Raw genomic sequence first — 17,925 nt, forward strand, 5'->3', positions numbered from 1 at the left:
CACCGTTTTGGCATAAAGTATAGACAAGCTCCGTTAAGGGAAACGGGTAACTATTTCACTTGGAGCATACGCTCCAGCGAGAGGCGGGCTTGATCTGCAATATGAGGCGGCACATAAATTTGCGGCTGCATCGTTTCCAGACATTTAACCAGCTTCTTCAAATTATTGACCTTCATATTCGGGCAAACCAGGTACTTGGTCGCAAAGTGGAATTCCTTATCCGGGCTGTCCAGACGTAGCTGGTAGCCGGTTCCATCCTCCGTACCCACGATAAACTGCTTGTGACTCGATTCCTTGCAGAATTTAAGGATAGCTGTTGTACTTCCAACAAAGTCGCCCATCTCCACAACCTCTGGGCGGCACTCCGGATGAACGACGAAGAGCGCCTCGGGATACTTGGCCTTCATCTCTTCAACATCCTTCACCGTCAACATATCATGCGTATTACAGTAGCCTTCCCAGATGATCATCTTCTTGTCTGTGTGCTGCTGCACATAATGGCCAAGGTTCTTGTCCGGAACCCAAATCACTTCGTCCGAATCCACTGAATTAACGACCTTCACAGCATTCGCCGATGTACAGCAAATGTCCGTCTCGGCTTTAATCTCAGCCGATGAGTTAATATAAGTGACAACCGTTGCGTTCGGATGCTGAGCCTTCAGCTTGCGCAGTCCATCAACATTGACCATGTCCGCCATTGGACATCCTGCACGTTCGTCAGGAATAATGACCGTCTTGTTCGGGGCCAGAATCTTCGCGCTCTCGCCCATGAAGTGGACACCGCAGAATACGATCGTCTCCGCATCGGTTTCTGCAGCCTTCTGTGCCAGAAGGAATGAATCCCCACGAAAGTCGGCTACCTCCTGTATTTCGTCACGCTGATAATAATGAGCAAGAATAATGGCGTTGCGTTCTTTCTTCAGCTGCATAAGCCGCTCGCGAAGTACACGGTTCTGTTCCGCCTTGCGCTCGAGAGCCAATGCTTCCATGGATCATCCACTCCTTAATTATGTCAAAGGGCTCATGTCCCCCATCAATAGATGCCTGATGATTCTTAGTGTGACCAATGACCGCGAAATCAATTGGTTAACAACTAATTTACACAACGCCACAGAGGCTGTCAATAAAAGGACGGGGCTGCTTGTGAAAGCAGGAACGAGCACTGCTCCCCATTTGTAGCAAAGTTCGCCCTTCTTACCCTGCCAACAGCTTTCACATCTTTACGTATGACCATCGTCACCTGCAATCCGGAGGACAGTCAGCCTGACACGTGACTTCCCTCACTTGGAGAGGATCGCACTCCATCTTACACTTAACCCACAACCTTTAAAAAAAAGGAGATGGAATACTCTTGATGAATCTCTGGCTGACCCTTCATGTACTCGGTGCTATTCTCTTCATCGGCAATATTATCATTACGGCCTTCTGGAAGGTAAGCGCAGATTGGAGCGGCAATCCGCACATCATCGTCGTTGCAGCAAGGTCCGTACTCCGTGCTGATCTGTTCTTTACTTTACCCGGCATATCGCTGCTGCTGCTCTCCGGTCATATGATGATTGAGGAGCAAGGGTACTCATTGTGGCAATGGTCCTGGCTAAGTGCATCCTACCTCATGTTCCTGATATCCGGCATCCTGTGGCTGACTATCTTGCTTCCGGCACAGCGGAAGATGCTCCAGCTTGCACAGCATTCCCGCACTTCAGGTGCTGTATGTGACGATTACCGCCGTACAAGCCGCCGCTGGAATATTGCCGGAACAATAGCGACTGTGCTGCCGCTGCTCGTTCTGCTGCTGATGGTGGTCAAGCGGCTGCCCTGAACCAGCTGAATTTCCAACCAAAAAAAGGAAAGAGCTTCTACCCTTCGGTGGAAGCTCTTCCTCTATATAGGGGACCCGCAGTTTATCGCGGATCCATACCGTCATTACCGTTATCGTCGCCGCCCGGAGTGGCATCACTGCCAGGCTCCTTCTTCTGAATCCGAACCTTAACGTTGCCAAGTGTATCAATTGACGGCTCGCCTCTGGTCTCCTCAGGAGTCTCACCAGAAGTATTATCGTCACTGCCGCCCTCAAGCGTACCGGTATCGATCAAACGCTTGATCTGTTCGAGTTCCAGTGTCTCTTCCTTAAGGAGCGTCTCGGCAATCAGGGTTACCTCACGGCTCTTCTCATTCAGGAGATCCTTCGCCCGTGTGTAGCAGTAATTGATCAGGTTCTGCATTTCCTGGTCAATCTCATAAGCAATCGCATCCGAGTAGTTCTGCTCGTGACCGATATCACGGCCGAGGAACACCTGACCTTGCGAATTGCCGAACTGCATCGGACCAAGCTTCTCACTCATACCGTACTCCATAATCATGCTGCGGACAATGCCCGTCGCCTGCTTGAAGTCACTGTATGCGCCAGTGCCAATCTCGCCGATGAAGAGTTCTTCCGCTACACGGCCGCCCAAGAGGCCCGTGACCTTATCCAGAAGCTCCTGCTTCGTAACAAGCATCCGGTCTTCCTTCGGAAGCATGATCACATATCCGCCGGCACGGCCGCGCGGGATAATCGTTACCTTGTGTACCATATCGGCATGCTCCAGGAAGTAACCGATAATGGTATGGCCCGCTTCGTGGAAAGCGACGATCCGCTTCTCCCGGTCGCTGATTACGCGGCTGCGCTTCTCCGTACCAACGATAACACGGTCAATTGCTTCATCCACTTCCTGCATGGCGATGTCCTTCTTGTTGCGGCGTGCCGCTAGCAGTGCCGCTTCGTTCAGCAGGTTCTCAAGATCCGCACCCGTAAAACCGGTCGTCCGCTTCGCAATGACTTCCAGCTTCACGTCCTTAGCGAGCGGCTTGTTGCGTGCGTGGACCTTCAGAACCGCTTCGCGGCCCTTAACATCCGGACGGTCAACCGTAATCTGACGGTCGAAACGGCCTGGACGAAGAAGTGCCGGGTCAAGAATGTCCGGACGGTTCGTTGCCGCAACGATGATGATACCTTCGTTCGCGCCAAACCCGTCCATCTCAACAAGCAATTGGTTGAGCGTCTGCTCACGCTCGTCATGACCGCCGCCAAGGCCTGCGCCCCGCTGACGTCCAACGGCGTCGATCTCATCGATGAAGATGATACATGGCGCGTTCTTCTTCGCATTCTCGAACAAGTCACGAACACGGGAAGCACCGACACCGACGAACATCTCAACGAAGTCGGAACCTGAGATGCTGAAGAACGGAACGCCCGCTTCGCCTGCAACAGCACGCGCAAGCAGCGTTTTACCGGTACCCGGAGGACCTACGAGCAGTACACCCTTCGGAATACGTGCGCCAACGGCGCTGAACTTCCGCGGATCCTTCAGGAACTCAACGACTTCGACAAGCTCCTGCTTCTCTTCGTCAGCCCCTGCCACATCCTCAAAGGTGATCCGCTTCTTCTCTTCATTATAAAGACGTGCGCGGCTCTTGCCGAAGTTCATGACTTTACCGCCGCCGCCCTGTGCTTGATTAATTAAGAAGAAGAACAGGATGAAGATGATCACAAACGGTATGATGGAGGTCAGGAATGTCAGCCAGATGCTCTGGCCTTCCATCTTCTCCATGTTAAATTTGAACCCGTTCGCAGCCGAAGCGTTCTGAACTTCTGCGGTTGCGTACTCTTCAGCAGGCATACGCGAGAAGAACTTCTTGCTCTCCGCATCACTCGGCTGTGTTCTATATTCACCAGTGACCAAATAGGTGTAGCCGTCAAACTTTAGAGTAACTTCCTCGACGTTGTTATCAGCAAGCACCTGACGGAACTTATCATAGGAAAGCTCCTGTGTTGTATCGTTCTGGCCGCTGATAAACTGGACGATCCCGACGGTCACCAAAAAAATAAGTAAATAAAATCCGGTATTTCGGATGATCCGATTCATCCCCTACCTCCTCTCAAGGCGCTTAAAATATTTTACCATAGCAGGTCTCCCATTCTCAACAGAACCGGATTTAGACCCGATAAGGGTGATCCCTGGTACGATGATTGCTGTTATTTGCTGTACACTTCCGGCTTCAGAATGCCGATGAGAGGCAGGTTGCGGTACCGCTCGGCATAGTCAAGGCCATATCCGACAACAAAAGCATCCGGTAGGGTGAAACCGGTATAATCAGCCTCCAGATCCACTGTCCGGCCGGCCGGCTTGTCAAAGAGCGTTGCAACAGTTACCGACTTAGCATTACGGCGCTCCAGCACATCAATCAGGTAGCTGAGCGTCAGGCCGCTGTCGATGATATCCTCAACAATCAGCACGTCGCGCCCTTCAACCGGCGTGTCCAGATCCTTAATAATCTTGACGACTCCGGATGATTTCGTCGATGCCCCGTAGCTGGATATTGCCATGAAGTCAAGCTCAAGCGGGATATCCATATTCTTAACCAGGTCGGCCATGAAGATAAAAGCGCCCTTAAGAATACAGATAACAAGCGGATTCCGGTCGTTAAAATCACGGCTCAGCTGTTCCCCCAGCTCCTTCACCTTCTGCTGGATTTGTTCGGCGTCGTACAGTACTTCTTGAATGTCGTTCAGCAACTTCGGAACCCCCAATGTCTTATCTACTTATGTTTATGAATCCATGCTTCCATCCATGCGGCCTTCGGCCTCGCCAATGTCCGCATCTCCCGACCATACGATCCGCAGAAGCCGCTCGGTCCCAGCCCCAATCGGGGCAACTGACGACCTGCGAACGCCCGGTATCCAGAGCAGCCGTCCCTCGGCGTCCCATACAAGCGGTATCCGGTCTCTCCGTGACGGCGGAATCTTACTGTCAACGAACATATCTTGCACTTTTTTGGTGCCGTTTAAACCGAAAACGCTCATCCGGTCTCCCGGCCTTCTGCTGCGGACGGTTAAAGGAAAACGGACGGCTTCGGCATCAAAGTACACTTCACTGCCGCTCCCGCCATATGTACGGCTGTCATTCTTCCCAGGCTCTGTTCTGCCGGTGCCGAACAACAGCTCTTCCCCTGTCTCGGCGATCAGCAGCCGCTTATGCTCTGGCGTAACGGAATACTCAAACTCCGCCGACGTTTCCGTACCGCCGCTATCCCTGATGAAACGCAGTGTATCATATTCACGAACACACCGCACCCCGCCGCCTGCATCCAGGCTCCAGGACGTACGTAACTCGTCAGTAGCGGACAGACGGATTTCCTCAATACGTTCGAAGGAAGTCGTTTCCGTTTCCAGAGTGAGATAGTTTAATATTAGTTTAATCAATCTCCTTTGTAAAGCGACGTGGATGCCGGCCAGCTGACTGCATTTCAGCTTCCATCCTCTGCCGGTCTGCACGGCCTGCTCCTGGAATACGGCTTCCGCCTGACGTTGCATGTAATCATGCTCTCCGCTGCTGACTTCCGCCAGCCGGACAAGTGATTCACGCACACCGGGATTCATTGTCTCAAGATAAGGGAGAACGTCAAGCCGCAGCTTGTTGCGCATATAATACCGCTGGCTGTTGCTGCTGTCTTCGCAATAGGCCACATCTGCCTGCCGGCAGTAAGCCAGAATATCCGTCTTGTTCATACGCAGGAAAGGCCGGATAAGTTCCACGTTTTTTTCGCGGCGGATGGGCGCCATCCCTGAGAGCCCTCCAAGGCCTGTCCCGCGAAGCAGCCTCATCAGCACGGTTTCCGCCTGATCGTCCGCATGATGGGCAAGCGCGATTTTGGAAGCTCCGTACTTCTCCGCAATCCTGTGCAGGAACGCATAGCGCCGCCGGCGGGAGGCCAGCTGCGGGTTCTCGCTGACAGCCGCCAGCTCGGCAGGCATATCGAGCTCCGTTATCTCGCATGGGATATGCAGACGACGGCATAAACGCTTAACAAAATCAGCCTCCGCGCTGGACTCTTCCTTCCGGAAGCCATGGTTGACATGCGCCGCAACCAACCGGATATCCTCCTCTTCAGCCAGCCGGTGGAGCACATGGAGCAATGCCGTCGAATCCGGCCCGCCTGATACCGCTACTACAATCGTGTCCCCCCGGCTCCAGAGACCCTCCTGCAGTGCCGCCTGTTTCGTACGTTTCACCAGTTCCTCCATGACTCCACATCTCACCCCGGTAACTCTATTGTAAATTTACACCAACCCGCTGGCGGTCAAACAATCCGCCCCCACTTCCCTAAGGCGCCTCGCGCGCCGCCAAAGTCACCACAGCCCGTCAGGTATAGCGCCTTCCGCGAACATCCAGACTACCGTCGCAGCCAGTACAACCATCGAAGCGGCGAACAGCCCTTTGACCCAACCGCTGCCCTTCTGCCTCCGCATCCTTACACCCGGCCCGTACATGAGCCGCTGCCACGCAGCCGCTCCTTCACGGGCGTTGGCAAAGCCGCCATTCAGCGCCTTAGTAAGCCAGCCGTTGAAGGGCTTCAAGGCAGAATTGCCCGCCGCCAGCTTCAGCAGTTCCTCCGTGTTCCGGTTCTGAGGCAGCAGAGTCTGTGTTACCTGTATCAGCCGCTTTCCTTCAAACAGCTGAATGCAGAGCACAGCAAACGAGAAGAGATCATAGCTGCCCTCAGCCGTCCGAGTGCCGGCATTCCAGTAGCCTCTGTCATAGATCTCCGTAAACTGCTTGACGCTCTTGCCTGCTGCAGTTACACCGCCATAATCGACAAGCTCGACGCGGCCGAATTCGCCTGCCATCACATTCTCCTGCTTCAAGTCGCCAAAAGCCCAGCCCGCTTCGTGAAGCGCCGCAAGCCTGCCCAGCAGGTGGAAGCCTATAAGCGGGAACCAATCCGCCCCTTCCCTGTGCAGGAACTCATTCAGCGTGCTGCCTTTGACATAACGCATGACGTAGAACGGATATTCTCTTCCATCCTCATGGCGAAAGTCATCCACGGCGACCAGGAAGGGCTCGGCCCCCTTCTTCTGGACGGCAAGGCTCTGAAGCACATTGATTTCCGACTGCAGGTCAACGGCATCTCCGCCGATCTTCAGCGCAAACTGCCGTCCCAGGTGCTCAACCAGATAAACCTTGCCGTTAGCCCCTTCACCCAGCAGCCGGTCCACCCGGTACTGGTCCCTCTTCCACTTGCCGGTCAGCACCGACCCGCGCGCCAGCCGGATATCAAACGACGTAGTCACCGCTTATCCCATCCGTTTCTCTTCTAGTAGTTCTACCATAGCCGCCTTTACCGTAAAAATCAATCACCTGCATCAGCGCAGGCCCGGTTGGCGTCGTCCCCCGCATCTGCAGCTTCGGTATAATGCTGCGCATGCCGGTCAGATTATCGGTCCAGTCCAGGTCGCACATGCAGTCATCACCGCTGCTGGAATGCGGAAAATGGAACACAGCGATTTCACTGCGTCCTGAGCGCGCCTGAAGACTGAGCATCAGGTCGCGGATTGCCTCTTCCACCGCCGCAAGCTTCGGTTTCATGCTTGCGCTCGCATCGATCAGCAGTGCCACCTTCAAATCCGATGTCTCACCCAAATCATCAATGACTCTAACGACCTGCCCCCGCTTCTCCGGCGGCAGCTCTTCTATTGCATCTGTGCCAAACACCTGCTTCAGCTCCCGGTTGACCGCCTGCTGAATCGTAGTAACAACCGTCTTGCGGGTCATCAGCTGAACCGTCTGCGACAGCTGCCGTTCATGCACGATCCGGCTCAGACCACCGCCCGCTCTAGCTATATCGGCAATTTCCTCTCTGCCCGCCATAGATGCTTCTTCATTATTATCGAGTACCCCGACTACATTAACAGTAATCCCTTCAGATCTGGCATGTGCGGCCGCAACGACCGGACTCATGCCGACATTGGAGCAGCCGTCTGTTATAAGCAAAATCTGCCTCACGCGCATACGCCTCCCTATTTTCCGTAACTAGTAATTGAACTGCCTATCAATCAGCATTCCCGGAAATAGAGGGCTTATACCAGTCTACTGCTGCTATTCTAGCATCCTTCCTAAAGGGACCTTAAGCAGCAGTAAGCTCCAACTGCAAAGAGACTGCACCAGAAGGCCCGGCACAGTCTCTTCTCTTAAATCATAAAGAAGGTTAAGACACCCGCTTATTCCGCTCCGGCTTGCCGTTAACTCACCGTACGCGGACGCTCAAACTTGGACATGCCGGGCCAGCGGAAGGTTGCCCACTCCGGCTGATGCTTGCTCACCTTCGCGACAACAACGGTCATGTCATCCACAATCTGGCCTTCGTGGTGGCGCACTACATGCTCCAGCAGCTCATCTGCCATATCCTGAGGATCTTCCGAATGCAGCTCCTGAATGACGCGTTTCATCCACATTTCCTTGTTCACGGCATGTCCCGGCGCATCGTAAATGCCGTCTGTCATCATGATCAGGGTATCTCCCGGCTGCAGCTGGATGCGAATCAGATCGACGTCGATGTCCTGCAGAATGCCAATCGGCAGATTATTCGCGGAGATCGGGATTACCTCGCTGCCGCGACGGATGAAGCTTGGCGTCGAGCCGATCTTCATGAAGGTCGTCTTCGCTGTATACATATCGATCAGGGCCACATCCACCGTGGCGAATACCTCATCAGAGGACCGAAGCAGAAGCACCGAGTTGACCGACTTAATAGCCAGCTTCTCATCCATCCCGGATTTCAGCAGCTGCTGCAGGATCGTAAGCGCCGTGCTGCTCTCCAGCCGCGCACGTTCACCGTTCCCCATACCGTCGCTAACGGCTACCGCAAACTTGCCGTTGCCAAGCTCGACGGTGCTGAAGCTGTCGCCTGAGAGCAGGTCTCCGCCCTTGGCAGCTCCCGCCACCCCGGTCTCCACTTCGAATTCCTTCGCTGAACCGAAGGTAACGGAGGCTGGCTCTCCGCTGGCATCCGGATAACGCTCGGTCTTGACGGCAATATGCTCACCAAGGATATCGGACAGCAGCGGCGCAACAATTTTGCGGCATTCATCATACCCCCTGCCGAAGGTATGGGTCACCTCGATGTCTACGTTGCCCTCCTCCAGGCTGATAATATCCACACTCTGGATGGACAGTCCAAGCCCCTCCAGCGCTTCCCGGATCTGCTCCTCCTGCAGATGCAGCTCCTGGCCTTCGCGGCGGATTTCTTTGGCCAGATCCTCCATGATTTGGGAGACCCCAAAGAGCTGATCCGCGACCAGCTGCCGCGACTCCTGAATCTGCTTGCGCCAGTGCTGGTCATGCTCGAACAGGTCGTACTGCTGCCGCATCGTCGCCAATACCTGCTGCGGCCGGACACAGTGGGTTGTCCACTCCTTCGGCAGCTCCTTCGTGACGACGCGGCGGTTGGCCTCAACCGAGGACATCATGTCCGTCATCACCTTATAGGTCTGATAAAATTTGCCGTCCCAGCACATGTCCTTCCGGAAGCAAGTCGCACAGGTTCGCTCGGCTACCGCATTCATGAAATGGGTCTTGTCATCCTCGCTCTTCTGCCAGGCATCCGTCTCCTGCATCTGCCCGAAGCTGCGGGACAGCTGCCGGAAGACCTCGGAGAACTGCGTAACCCGCTGAGCCGTTACATCTCTTACCCTTCGCGCATACTCATGCTGCGTCTTGGCATGCTCGCTTGTCCCCGGCACATAACGGGCGATTGTCCGAAGCAGGCTTCTCGGTGTCAACAGGAAGAGTGCGGCTGCGGCCACCGATTCCCAGGTCGAGGTCAGCACATCCGTCTGGCCGCCTACATAGATAGAGAGGATCGACGTGCCGAGCAGCATTCCGAAGGCTACAGCTGCCTTGCCGCCCTCCCGAAGAAGACCGGCAAGCAGGCCAGAGAAGGCGAGCAGGCTCATCTGCACAATCGCTTCAAAATCGGCAAGGCTGAGAATTAATCCGCCCACTACGCCTACCGATGCCCCCAGCGGAGCGCCACCCACAAGCGCGAACATCAGCAGCAGGTAGCGGGACATGACATGCTCGGCCGACATCCCGTACACCACCCAGCCGACCGCACCGGTCATAATGGAGGCCAGCAGAATCATCAGGCAGATGATCTCCTCGTTCTTCAGTGCGGAGGTCTTCTTCGTCATCGTCAGTACCGGTACCGCCTGGATGAAGACGAGCGTGAGGACAAAGGCGAGACTCGCCTCCACCGCCACCATCATCAGATGGTACCAATCCAGTGAGGAGGTTAAGACGACGCCGAACAATTTTACAAGCATCGTGGATATAAAGACAATGAGCGGCGCATAGGATAATTCAGAGCGCTCATAAGCTTCCATTCCTTTCACAAGCAGATAGAAGGCGGACAGCTCCATGGCAATCCATAGGGTGGATGGCGTAGCAGCGAACCAGCTGCCGAGAACAAGCGAAGCGGCAACAATCAGATGGACATCCCGTCTCAGAAAATAAATAACGGCGAAGTAAGCAATGGCAAAGGGTGCAAGCGACTCCAAAATCATAGCCCTGCCCAGCAGAAAAGCGACCACTGCAAGCAGCACTGTCCACTTCTTGGACGCTATGGTCTGTACCATCCGCTTCATCCCCGCAGAATTCCAGCCTTTACGAACCGTCTCCTGAACGACACCTGTTTGCTTTGCACCCGGAAACATAATCAGGTTGCGTTTGTTCATCATTATTCTGGCACCACCATTCCGAATTTTAGAACTTCCACCATCCCTGATGGATGGACGGGCCTTCAGACTTTCGCTGCAGCCCTTACCGCTCTGAGTGTTACTCATTATAAAATTGGGAATGGGGGATGTTTGTCATAACCCGTAGGGAAGAGGAAAGTTTTTTCCGACAAAAGCTCCTCGGCCCGGCAGGCGTGTCAAACGGTAGGCGAGCCCAGTGGCTGTGCATGTTTGGAGGCTGCATTCTGGAACTCAGGCAGGCGGCTTGTTCAACAAAAACCGGGGTAACCGTTCATATGTTCGCGGGTGCAAGCCGTCCGAACCTGTCGGAGATGATGGAGATATACGGGAAAGTATTTGGTCTGTACCAAAAGAAAGAATATTGGCGCCTTCAAGCAAACGAAGAAGGGCTGTACTGCAGCAATCGCCGCCGTACAGCCCTTCCGCAAGTACGCCGTCCCTGCTTGTGAGGGACGGCGTACTTCATACGATTCTATAAAGATTGGTTACACTCGCTTCGCGCCACGGCCTCCACGCTTGGACTCCGTGTTTTTCTTGAGGGAAGAAATACGTTCTTCACTGTCTTTCAAGAAGCGGGAGACTTTATCCTCGAAGGATGGTTTGCCAGGGGCAGCCTTGAAGGGACGTCCTCCACGGTCGCCTCCTCCAGGACGCGGTCCAGCTCCGGGACGGGGTCCGCCGCCTGGACGGGGTCCAGCTCCGGGACGAGGTCCGCTGAATCCTGGGCCACGGTCACCACCACGCTGCGGTGGTACATAACCTTCCGGCCGATCGATTGCCTGTTTAATAGAAAGTCCGATTTTTCCGTCCTTGTCCACATTGATCACTTTCACTTTGACAACATCGTCAATCTTCAGGTGATCTTTGACGTCTTTGACGTAATTATCGGCAATTTCCGAAATGTGAACGAGCCCCGTGACACCCCCCGACAAATCGACGAATGCTCCGAAATGCGTTATGCCTGTCACTTTGCCCTCTAATTTGGCTCCCACTTCAATTGCCATAGAATAAAATGTTCCTCCCTAAGATTTTTGCAAAGCAAATGAACCATACCATAATCGGATTGATTCTTACTTCTTGGTATATCTACCGTGATTATACCCGAACGCCGGAACTAAGGTCAACAGACGGTTGCCCGTATTACTCTCCAGCTTCGGTGACCTGGATCGGCTGTTCACCCGGCAGAATATAGCCATGCTTGCGAGCGAGCTCCCGAATATATTCGGAATCGTTCAGCCGCTCAACCTGCTTCTGCAGCCTCGCACTCTCCGCCTCTGCTTCCGCAAGGGTCTCCTGAAGCGCAAGCCGCTTCATCTCGGTCTCGCCGCGCTGCTCCATCTGACTGAAGAGGGTATAGAGAGCCCATGCCATAAACAGCACAACAAAGGCAAACCAGATCTTCAGACGACGCTTGGAACCAGGGTGTGTGGTTGTCCGATTGGATGTTTGGGCTTTGGCCACGCTATGTACCTCCTAGGACTTATGGTTTCGTATCCGTTCGATGAACGCCTTGATACGGGCGATCAGCCCGGGCAGTCCCAGCTTTCCCCCTGCCTGCTTCATCCAGTCCCATAAAGGCCGGACCAAGGGCTTAAAAATCCAGGATAGGAAAAGCCAAAACGGACGTAACAATTGTACCACAATACGGAAGAGGAACATAGTGCAAACAATCAGAAATCCCGCTGTTATCTTCAGGAGCCGGTAGGCGAGTATCACCGGCTTGATGATCAGCAGCTCAAAGGTTCGGACAGCCGCCGTCCATAAACGGCGCAGCGCCTCCATGAGCCATTCGACAATCCGGATCATCGTCCGGCTAAGCAGCCAGAAGTAAAAGCTGATGCCAATAAACAAACCAAGAAACACATAGAATCTGACTTCTCCGTCATTGCTTGCGATCAGCATGCGGAATACGATCAGTGTTGCCGCTGTCCAATAGAGCAAATCCAGAACCGGAACCCATATACGGCCAATCCGCAGCTGATTCGATACGACGCGGTAGCCGTCAAAAGCCGCCCCCATTCCAATCCCGGACAGCATCATTACAGCCAGCGACAAGAATTGGATCTCTAGGTTCACTTAAACAGCTTGCCCAGAAAGCCCTTGGATTTGTCTGCGGCTGTCCCGTCCAGGTAGGCGATGGAATGGACGAGTCCCTCGATCGCAACGAGGCCCTGCTCCAGGCTGAGATGCTTCATGTGGAGGTTCTGTCCGCGTACGGTCACAAACCCGCACTCGGTCTCCAGCAAAAATTCCTCGCTGTCAAAGCTCTCGACATTACTGACGCCGGTCAGCTCCAGGACCTTACGGTTCAGCATCTTGACTTCCTGGCGCTTGGCGGATTTTCCATGTTCATTCATAGCTCGGCCCCTCCTTCATTACTACATGCATATGGAGGAGGGACAAGATTTAGAACCGGGTGACGGCATAGGTGCATTACCCGATTTGAACAGGGGTGAAACACCTGCGTGAATAAAAAAGAAAGTCCCGCGTTAACGGGACTTTCACGCTTGCCTGACACGAAGCCAGACTAGAACAGGCTGCCGCCCTCCGGACTGTTATCCGGCTTGCGGGCTTCCTCTTTCAACAAGGTATAGAGCTCGGCTGCTTCGTCCTTACGGGTCGTATCGGCAATCCGGTCCACTCGGACCGTCACGATCTTCTGCCCGAACTGGATGGCGAGCTCGTCGCCGGCTTTGACGGTGCTGCTCGCCTTCGCTTCCCGACCATTGATCCATACGCGGCCCTGCTCGGATACATCCTTTGCTACAGTGCGGCGTTTGATCAGTCTCGATACCTTGAGGAATTTATCCAGTCGCATTCCTTACTTAACAGCTTCCTTCAGTTTGTTGCCGGCTTTGAATGCTGGAACGTTGGATTCCGGAATTTCGATTGTCTTGCCTGTTTGCGGGTTGCGGCCTGTACGACCGGAACGCTTGCGGGTTTCGAATGTACCGAAGCCGATCAGCTGTACTTTGTCGCCGTTTTGGAGCGCTTCTGTAATTTCGCCGAGGAAACCGTTCAGTACCGCTTCCACGTCACGCTTAGTCAATCCGCTTTTGTCCGAAATGTTGTTGATCAGATCTGTTTTGTTCATTATGAGTTGCCTCCCAGCAATAAAATTAAGTAAGGCCAGACGCGCTTGCAGCGCCTTGTTCCTTATGTATGGCCCTTCATAGGGTACTTCAAGGTGTAGTATTCTTCCCGATCCTGGAAAACTCCTGCTGCTCCGAGAAGTTTTTTTCGATTTTTGGTGAAAAAAGACGATTTTTGACGAAATAATTAGGATTCACGCTTCGCTTCTTCCCACCAGCGGTCCATTTCCTGTAAATCAGTCTCGTCAAATGTGCGGCCGCTTATACGGAGCTGCTCTTCAATATAAGCGAAGCGGCGCATAAATTTCAAGTTCGTACCGGCGAGCGCTTCCTCGGGATCGGCATCGATGAACCGGGCAGCATTCACGGCAGCAAACAGCAAGTCACCCAGCTCACGGGCCTGCTCCTCTTTGTCTCCGTCCCGAATCGCCTGCCGCAGCTCAGCGGTTTCTTCCTCAATCTTCGCCAGTACAGGCTCCAGATCATCCCAGTCGAAGCCTACCTTCGCAGCCTTCTTCTGCAGCTTATACGCCTTCATAATCGCCGGCAGGTCCTTCGGTATACCGGCCAGCAGCGACTGCCCTTCCCGGCTGATGCCCTTGCGCTTCTTCTCCTCGGCCTTCATCTCTTCCCAGTTCTGCAGCGCTTCCTCCGCGTTGTCCGCTCCGCTCTTGCCAAATACATGCGGATGCCGGAAGATCAGCTTCTCATTCAGCGACTGGATCACGTCATAGGCACTGAATACACCCTGCTCCTCCTCCATCTGGCTGTGCAGCATGACCTGCAGGATCACATCGCCAAACTCCTCCTGCATGCCGGACGGGTCATCGTTGTCGATGGCTTCAAGCGCTTCATACGTTTCCTCAATGAAGTTCTTCCGTATGGACTGGTGGGTCTGCTCGCGGTCCCACGGACATCCCTCCGGACTGCGCAGGATCGAGACGATCTCATGCAGACGGTCGAAGGACCTGTTCAGCAGGCGGTCGTCCTCCGAACGGGGTATCCAGATCAGCGACAGGTTGCCATAGCCCTCCAGCCGGTCCAGCTCATACAGCGGCACGGTTTCAATCTTCTCCTCGCCGGTAACACCAAGCGCATGCCCGACAGTCACGGGATGATCATCGGGATACCGCTCCATCAAGGTAAGCTTCACATCTGAGGCCGTAAACTGGTCATAGACCTGTCCAATTACCGTGTGAAGCTTGGGCTGCAGGAGGGATTGGTGCAGTTCCCCCGCGTCCAGCAGCTGGAAGCCCTCAATCGGGTCAAAGCCGAGCCGGACGAAGGCCTGATCGAGAAAGCTTTCTCCGCCGAGGATGTTCAGGGAGATGCCTGCCTCCGGGCAGCGTTCCCGCAGCAGCTGCACGGTGCGCTCGGCGACCATCGGATGGCCGGGAACCGCATAGAAGACGGACCCGCTGTCATCGCTTATGGCCGGGTCACCCGACTTAGCGGCCTCTATAAGAGCCGATGCGATCGCCTCGTATACATCGGGGAAGGAATCCATCTGTTCATACATCGAGTCAAAGGATGTATAGGACAGCCCGTGTTTAGCGAACAGGCTCATCATCGGATGCTTGTCCGTACGAACGTAGCGCACCTTCGCTTCCTGCAGCCTGCGCCAGACACCAAGCGTCAGCTGCTCTTCATCGCCGGACCCTAGCCCGGCAACCGTTATGGTTGGTTGCATGCCAATCCTCCTCATGAATCATGCCGCTTCCAGTATGTTCCTACATAGAAGCTGTGCGTTTATATTATAGCCCTCCGGCGTGTTGGTTGAAACCCCGGTATTCAGCCGTACAGATGGACAGGCTGCCTTGTATTGTTGTAGAGGCGGTGGTTTTAAATGGTATATAATCCAATAAAAGAGGAGGATAACACATGTTGAAATACGGTTTATCTGGCCAATCAGCCAGCAGAGTTTCAGTACCCGGATTAATTCCCTTTCGTCAATCGCTTGTCTTGCTGCTGATTATTGCAATTTCTGGAGTACTGGGTTGTACGAATAATAGCCAGTCATCAGACCTGCAACAGCCAAATGAGAACACTCCTGAAATAGAGGAATTCTCCTACCGGGAGACGTCGAGTGTCAACCTGCACAACTGGTCTGTCTTTCTTGATGGAGTCTCAAGAAACCCCGATACCTACGACTGGGAAGTAGATAGATCTAAATGTTAAGTACCAAGGTTCTAAGGGTGTTACTGACGTTTCAGCTGCCGCCGCTTTTGGCATATTGGAGTCCCCCCAGATTGATCCCGGTGAGGGGTTCCAGTTTCTAAACATTGCATTAAACAAGGAAATCCCTGCACTGGAATTCAAGATCAAGTGGACCGATTCCAGCGGCGAGCAAGAGGGAAGCGTGACATACGAGCTGCTATGGAAGGAGAAGTGATCCTTTAGGCGGCAGCTCGTGGAAGGTCTGCGGCCATGTCAGCGGCCGCGGCGCTGCCGGGCGGCCAGCTTCGAGCCGCCCGGCAGCGCGCGCAGTTCGCGCGCGCCGATGCCGCCGCCCAGCACCAGCGCGGCGGCGAACACCACCGCGCCGACGGCTGTGCCCGTCAGCGCGTGGACAGCCGCTGCCGCCCGCAGGGGCAGCGGCCAGAGCCCGAGCAGCGCCGGCAGGCCGCGCTCGGTGAGAAGCAGCGCCGCGGCCATGCACGCGAGCGCAAGGGCCGTGCCCGCAGCAGCGCGGGGCACGGCAGGGCCGCCGCCGGCGGCGCGGCGCACAGCGCCCGCGCCAAGCAGCGCGGCGGCCGAAAGCGCCGCAAAGCCTGCCCAGGCGGCGCCTTCGATGCCGAACGCGGGCACCAGCACCGCGTTCAGGCCTGCCTTGCAAGCCGCGCTGCCCAGAATCAGCAGCGCCGGCAGCTTGATGCGGCCGAGGGCAGGCAGCATCGCCGCCGTCACCGCGCTGAGCGTCCCCGCAAGAGCTGTGGCGCTCACCCAGGCGAACGTCCGCCCCGCTTCATTGTCCGTGTACAGCATGATGTTGATGGATGGCGCCAGCAGTACAAGCCCCAAGGCTGCCGCCGCCCCAACCTGCCAGGCGAGGCCAAGCGCCAGACCTGCCTGCCCCTTCACCGCTTCCCGATCTCCCCGCAGCCTGGCTGCCGCCAGTGCCGGCACCAGTGCGCCTGCCATCGTACCAGCCACCATGACCACAAGCTGAACCAGTGTCTGGCCCCTGCTGTACAGGCCGAACTGCCGCATCGCCTCCATGGCGATCATGCCCTCTCCGCTGAGCAATCTGGGGACCGTGAACGCATCGACTATCCCTGCTACCGGAACCGCAGCCGCACCGAAGGCTGCCGGCAGGCCGACCCGCAGCAGCAGTCCCATGTCCGGCCCGAGACCGTTCTTCTTCGCCTGCTGCACTGGGAAGGCTTCCCTCTTGTGAAACCTTCCCGCCTTGTCATCAAGCTCTGCATCTCTTCTTACATTCACCGCTGCCGCCGCGCCGCTCCCCAAGCCCAGCAGTCCGCTTCTCCGCTCTGCCAGCCAGAAGAGCAGCATGACCGCAAGGCCAGCCGCTCCTCCTACTGCGGAGCCTGCCGTGGCGCCAGCAGCCAGCATGGCATCACTCCAGCCCCAGCTCCATCCGAGCAGCAGCAGGGTCAGCATGGCGGCCACCCGGAAGCTCTGTTCGGTTACCTGTGAGACCGCGGAGGGCAGCATTCGCTGCCGGCCCTGAAAATATCCCCGTAATGCCGCCACGAACGGCATGCTGAACAGCGCAAGCGCAGATGCCCTGATTGCCGGCTGTGCCAATTCGTCGCCCACCATCCGGGCTACTGCGCCCGCTCCGAACCACATCAGGACAAATCCCGCCGCCGCGCTGATTGCCAGCCAGACCATGGCCGCCCGGACCAGGCCCTGTCCGCTGTCTCCGTTCTCTACCCGCTCGGCAACCAGCAGTGACAAGGCCGCCGGTATTCCCGCCGCGGTCAGGAACAGCAGCAGCTGGTAGAACGGGTATACCGCATTATAGAGACCAAACACACGGTCTCCCGCGATATTTTGCAGCGGGACCTTCTGAATCGTGCCCAGCAGCTTCGAGAGTGCCGCCGCAGCTCCCAGCACGGCTGCCCCCTGCAACCACGAATTGCGGGCAGCATCCCTTTCCGTCTGTCCTGTATCCCCCGTCCGCATCCCCCCTGTCCCCTCTGCCTTCGGCTGCTTGCCCATCTGCTCCATTGCCGCTCTCCACCGCCTGTCCATTCGCCCTAGTATAATTGAGACCATTATACTCCAATTATACGG

At 55.4% G+C, this 17,925-nt stretch carries 17 protein-coding genes; 2 read left to right on the forward strand and 15 right to left on the reverse strand.

The genetic code is table 11. From position 1 onward, the window contains the following. Positions 1-50 precede the first annotated feature (50 nt). Positions 51-989: a quinolinate synthase NadA gene (gene nadA, locus DNH61_RS15790; RefSeq protein WP_111147654.1), complete on the reverse strand. Its 939-nt coding sequence runs from the start codon at positions 987-989 to the stop codon at positions 51-53. Positions 990-1,354: 365 nt separating this feature from the next. On the opposite strand from nadA, the gene DNH61_RS15795 reads away from it, so the two are divergent. After that, complete coding sequence (locus tag DNH61_RS15795) at positions 1,355-1,819, forward strand: DUF2269 family protein (RefSeq protein WP_111147655.1); 465 nt, start codon at positions 1,355-1,357, stop codon at positions 1,817-1,819. Between the two features lie 82 nt (positions 1,820-1,901). On the opposite strand, the gene ftsH is transcribed toward DNH61_RS15795, so the two are convergent. The 13 genes from ftsH to yabN form a co-directional block, all read right to left on the reverse strand. Continuing rightward, positions 1,902-3,905 (reverse strand): ATP-dependent zinc metalloprotease FtsH, encoded by a 2,004-nt coding sequence (gene ftsH, locus DNH61_RS15800; RefSeq protein ID WP_111147656.1) that lies wholly within the window; start codon positions 3,903-3,905, stop codon positions 1,902-1,904. A gap of 110 nt (positions 3,906-4,015) precedes the next feature. Further along, positions 4,016-4,555 (reverse strand): hypoxanthine phosphoribosyltransferase, encoded by a 540-nt coding sequence (gene hpt / locus DNH61_RS15805; RefSeq protein WP_111147657.1) that lies wholly within the window; start codon positions 4,553-4,555, stop codon positions 4,016-4,018. Between the two features lie 33 nt (positions 4,556-4,588). Next, positions 4,589-6,052, reverse strand: coding sequence for a tRNA lysidine(34) synthetase TilS (gene tilS, locus DNH61_RS15810; protein ID WP_245948204.1), 1,464 nt, complete (start codon positions 6,050-6,052; stop codon positions 4,589-4,591). A 117-nt stretch (positions 6,053-6,169) separates the two neighbouring features. Next, on the reverse strand, positions 6,170-7,111 hold the full coding sequence (locus DNH61_RS15815; RefSeq protein ID WP_111147659.1) for a serine/threonine protein kinase: 942 nt from the start codon (positions 7,109-7,111) through the stop codon (positions 6,170-6,172). Then, positions 7,095-7,823, reverse strand: coding sequence for a vWA domain-containing protein (locus tag DNH61_RS15820; protein ID WP_111147660.1), 729 nt, complete (start codon positions 7,821-7,823; stop codon positions 7,095-7,097). The genes DNH61_RS15815 and DNH61_RS15820 overlap by 17 nt, the downstream gene beginning before the upstream one ends. A gap of 236 nt (positions 7,824-8,059) precedes the next feature. Then, positions 8,060-10,555, reverse strand: coding sequence for a stage II sporulation protein E (spoIIE, locus tag DNH61_RS15825; RefSeq protein ID WP_181438738.1), 2,496 nt, complete (start codon positions 10,553-10,555; stop codon positions 8,060-8,062). 503 nt (positions 10,556-11,058) lie between these two features. Beyond that, positions 11,059-11,577 (reverse strand): S1 domain-containing RNA-binding protein, encoded by a 519-nt coding sequence (locus tag DNH61_RS15835; RefSeq protein ID WP_111147662.1) that lies wholly within the window; start codon positions 11,575-11,577, stop codon positions 11,059-11,061. A 136-nt stretch (positions 11,578-11,713) separates the two neighbouring features. Further along, positions 11,714-12,034: a septum formation initiator family protein gene (locus tag DNH61_RS15840; protein ID WP_245948205.1), complete on the reverse strand. Its 321-nt coding sequence runs from the start codon at positions 12,032-12,034 to the stop codon at positions 11,714-11,716. Between the two features lie 12 nt (positions 12,035-12,046). Beyond that, positions 12,047-12,649 carry a spore cortex biosynthesis protein YabQ gene (gene yabQ, locus DNH61_RS15845; protein ID WP_245948206.1) on the reverse strand — a complete coding sequence of 201 codons (603 nt, stop codon included), beginning with the start codon at positions 12,647-12,649 and terminating at the stop codon, positions 12,047-12,049. Beyond that, positions 12,646-12,930 carry a sporulation protein YabP gene (gene yabP, locus DNH61_RS15850; protein ID WP_111147663.1) on the reverse strand — a complete coding sequence of 95 codons (285 nt, stop codon included), beginning with the start codon at positions 12,928-12,930 and terminating at the stop codon, positions 12,646-12,648. The genes yabQ and yabP overlap by 4 nt, the downstream gene beginning before the upstream one ends. A gap of 170 nt (positions 12,931-13,100) precedes the next feature. Beyond that, positions 13,101-13,391: an RNA-binding S4 domain-containing protein gene (locus tag DNH61_RS15855; RefSeq protein ID WP_111147664.1), complete on the reverse strand. Its 291-nt coding sequence runs from the start codon at positions 13,389-13,391 to the stop codon at positions 13,101-13,103. 3 nt (positions 13,392-13,394) lie between these two features. Then, positions 13,395-13,667: an HU family DNA-binding protein gene (locus DNH61_RS15860; RefSeq protein WP_111147665.1), complete on the reverse strand. Its 273-nt coding sequence runs from the start codon at positions 13,665-13,667 to the stop codon at positions 13,395-13,397. A 185-nt stretch (positions 13,668-13,852) separates the two neighbouring features. After that, positions 13,853-15,355: a bifunctional methyltransferase/pyrophosphohydrolase YabN gene (gene yabN, locus DNH61_RS15865; RefSeq protein ID WP_111147666.1), complete on the reverse strand. Its 1,503-nt coding sequence runs from the start codon at positions 15,353-15,355 to the stop codon at positions 13,853-13,855. Between the two features lie 191 nt (positions 15,356-15,546). Between yabN and DNH61_RS26110 the strand changes: the two genes are divergently transcribed. Beyond that, entirely contained in the window at positions 15,547-15,843 is a 297-nt protein-coding gene (locus DNH61_RS26110) for a hypothetical protein (RefSeq protein WP_146241051.1), read from the forward strand. Between the two features lie 252 nt (positions 15,844-16,095). Here the strand turns inward: DNH61_RS26110 and DNH61_RS15870 are convergent, their stop codons facing one another. Beyond that, the gene (locus DNH61_RS15870) at positions 16,096-17,859 is read right to left on the reverse strand and encodes a polysaccharide biosynthesis protein (protein ID WP_181438739.1); all 1,764 of its coding nucleotides are present in this window, start codon (positions 17,857-17,859) and stop codon (positions 16,096-16,098) included. Positions 17,860-17,925: the final 66 nt, after the last annotated feature.

Source organism: Paenibacillus sambharensis (assembly GCF_003233845.1).
In the GTDB taxonomy this organism is placed as follows: domain Bacteria; phylum Bacillota; class Bacilli; order Paenibacillales; family Paenibacillaceae; genus Paenibacillus_I; species Paenibacillus_I sambharensis.

Excerpts from the sequence above, each read along its gene's own strand:
- nadA (WP_111147654.1), bottom strand. The coding sequence starts at position 989 with ATGGAAGCATTGGCTCTCGAGCGCAAGGCGGAACAGAACCGTGTACTT.
- DNH61_RS15870 (WP_181438739.1), bottom strand. The coding sequence starts at position 17,859 with ATGGAGCAGATGGGCAAGCAGCCGAAGGCAGAGGGGACAGGGGGGATG.
- DNH61_RS15835 (WP_111147662.1), bottom strand. The coding sequence starts at position 11,577 with ATGGCAATTGAAGTGGGAGCCAAATTAGAGGGCAAAGTGACAGGCATA.
- ftsH (WP_111147656.1), bottom strand. The coding sequence starts at position 3,905 with ATGAATCGGATCATCCGAAATACCGGATTTTATTTACTTATTTTTTTG.
- yabP (WP_111147663.1), bottom strand. The coding sequence starts at position 12,930 with ATGAATGAACATGGAAAATCCGCCAAGCGCCAGGAAGTCAAGATGCTG.
- DNH61_RS26110 (WP_146241051.1), top strand. The coding sequence starts at position 15,547 with ATGTTGAAATACGGTTTATCTGGCCAATCAGCCAGCAGAGTTTCAGTA.
- DNH61_RS15860 (WP_111147665.1), bottom strand. The coding sequence starts at position 13,667 with ATGAACAAAACAGATCTGATCAACAACATTTCGGACAAAAGCGGATTG.
- DNH61_RS15795 (WP_111147655.1), top strand. The coding sequence starts at position 1,355 with ATGAATCTCTGGCTGACCCTTCATGTACTCGGTGCTATTCTCTTCATC.
- yabN (WP_111147666.1), bottom strand. The coding sequence starts at position 15,355 with ATGCAACCAACCATAACGGTTGCCGGGCTAGGGTCCGGCGATGAAGAG.
- DNH61_RS15855 (WP_111147664.1), bottom strand. The coding sequence starts at position 13,391 with ATGCGACTGGATAAATTCCTCAAGGTATCGAGACTGATCAAACGCCGC.
- spoIIE (WP_181438738.1), bottom strand. The coding sequence starts at position 10,555 with ATGATGAACAAACGCAACCTGATTATGTTTCCGGGTGCAAAGCAAACA.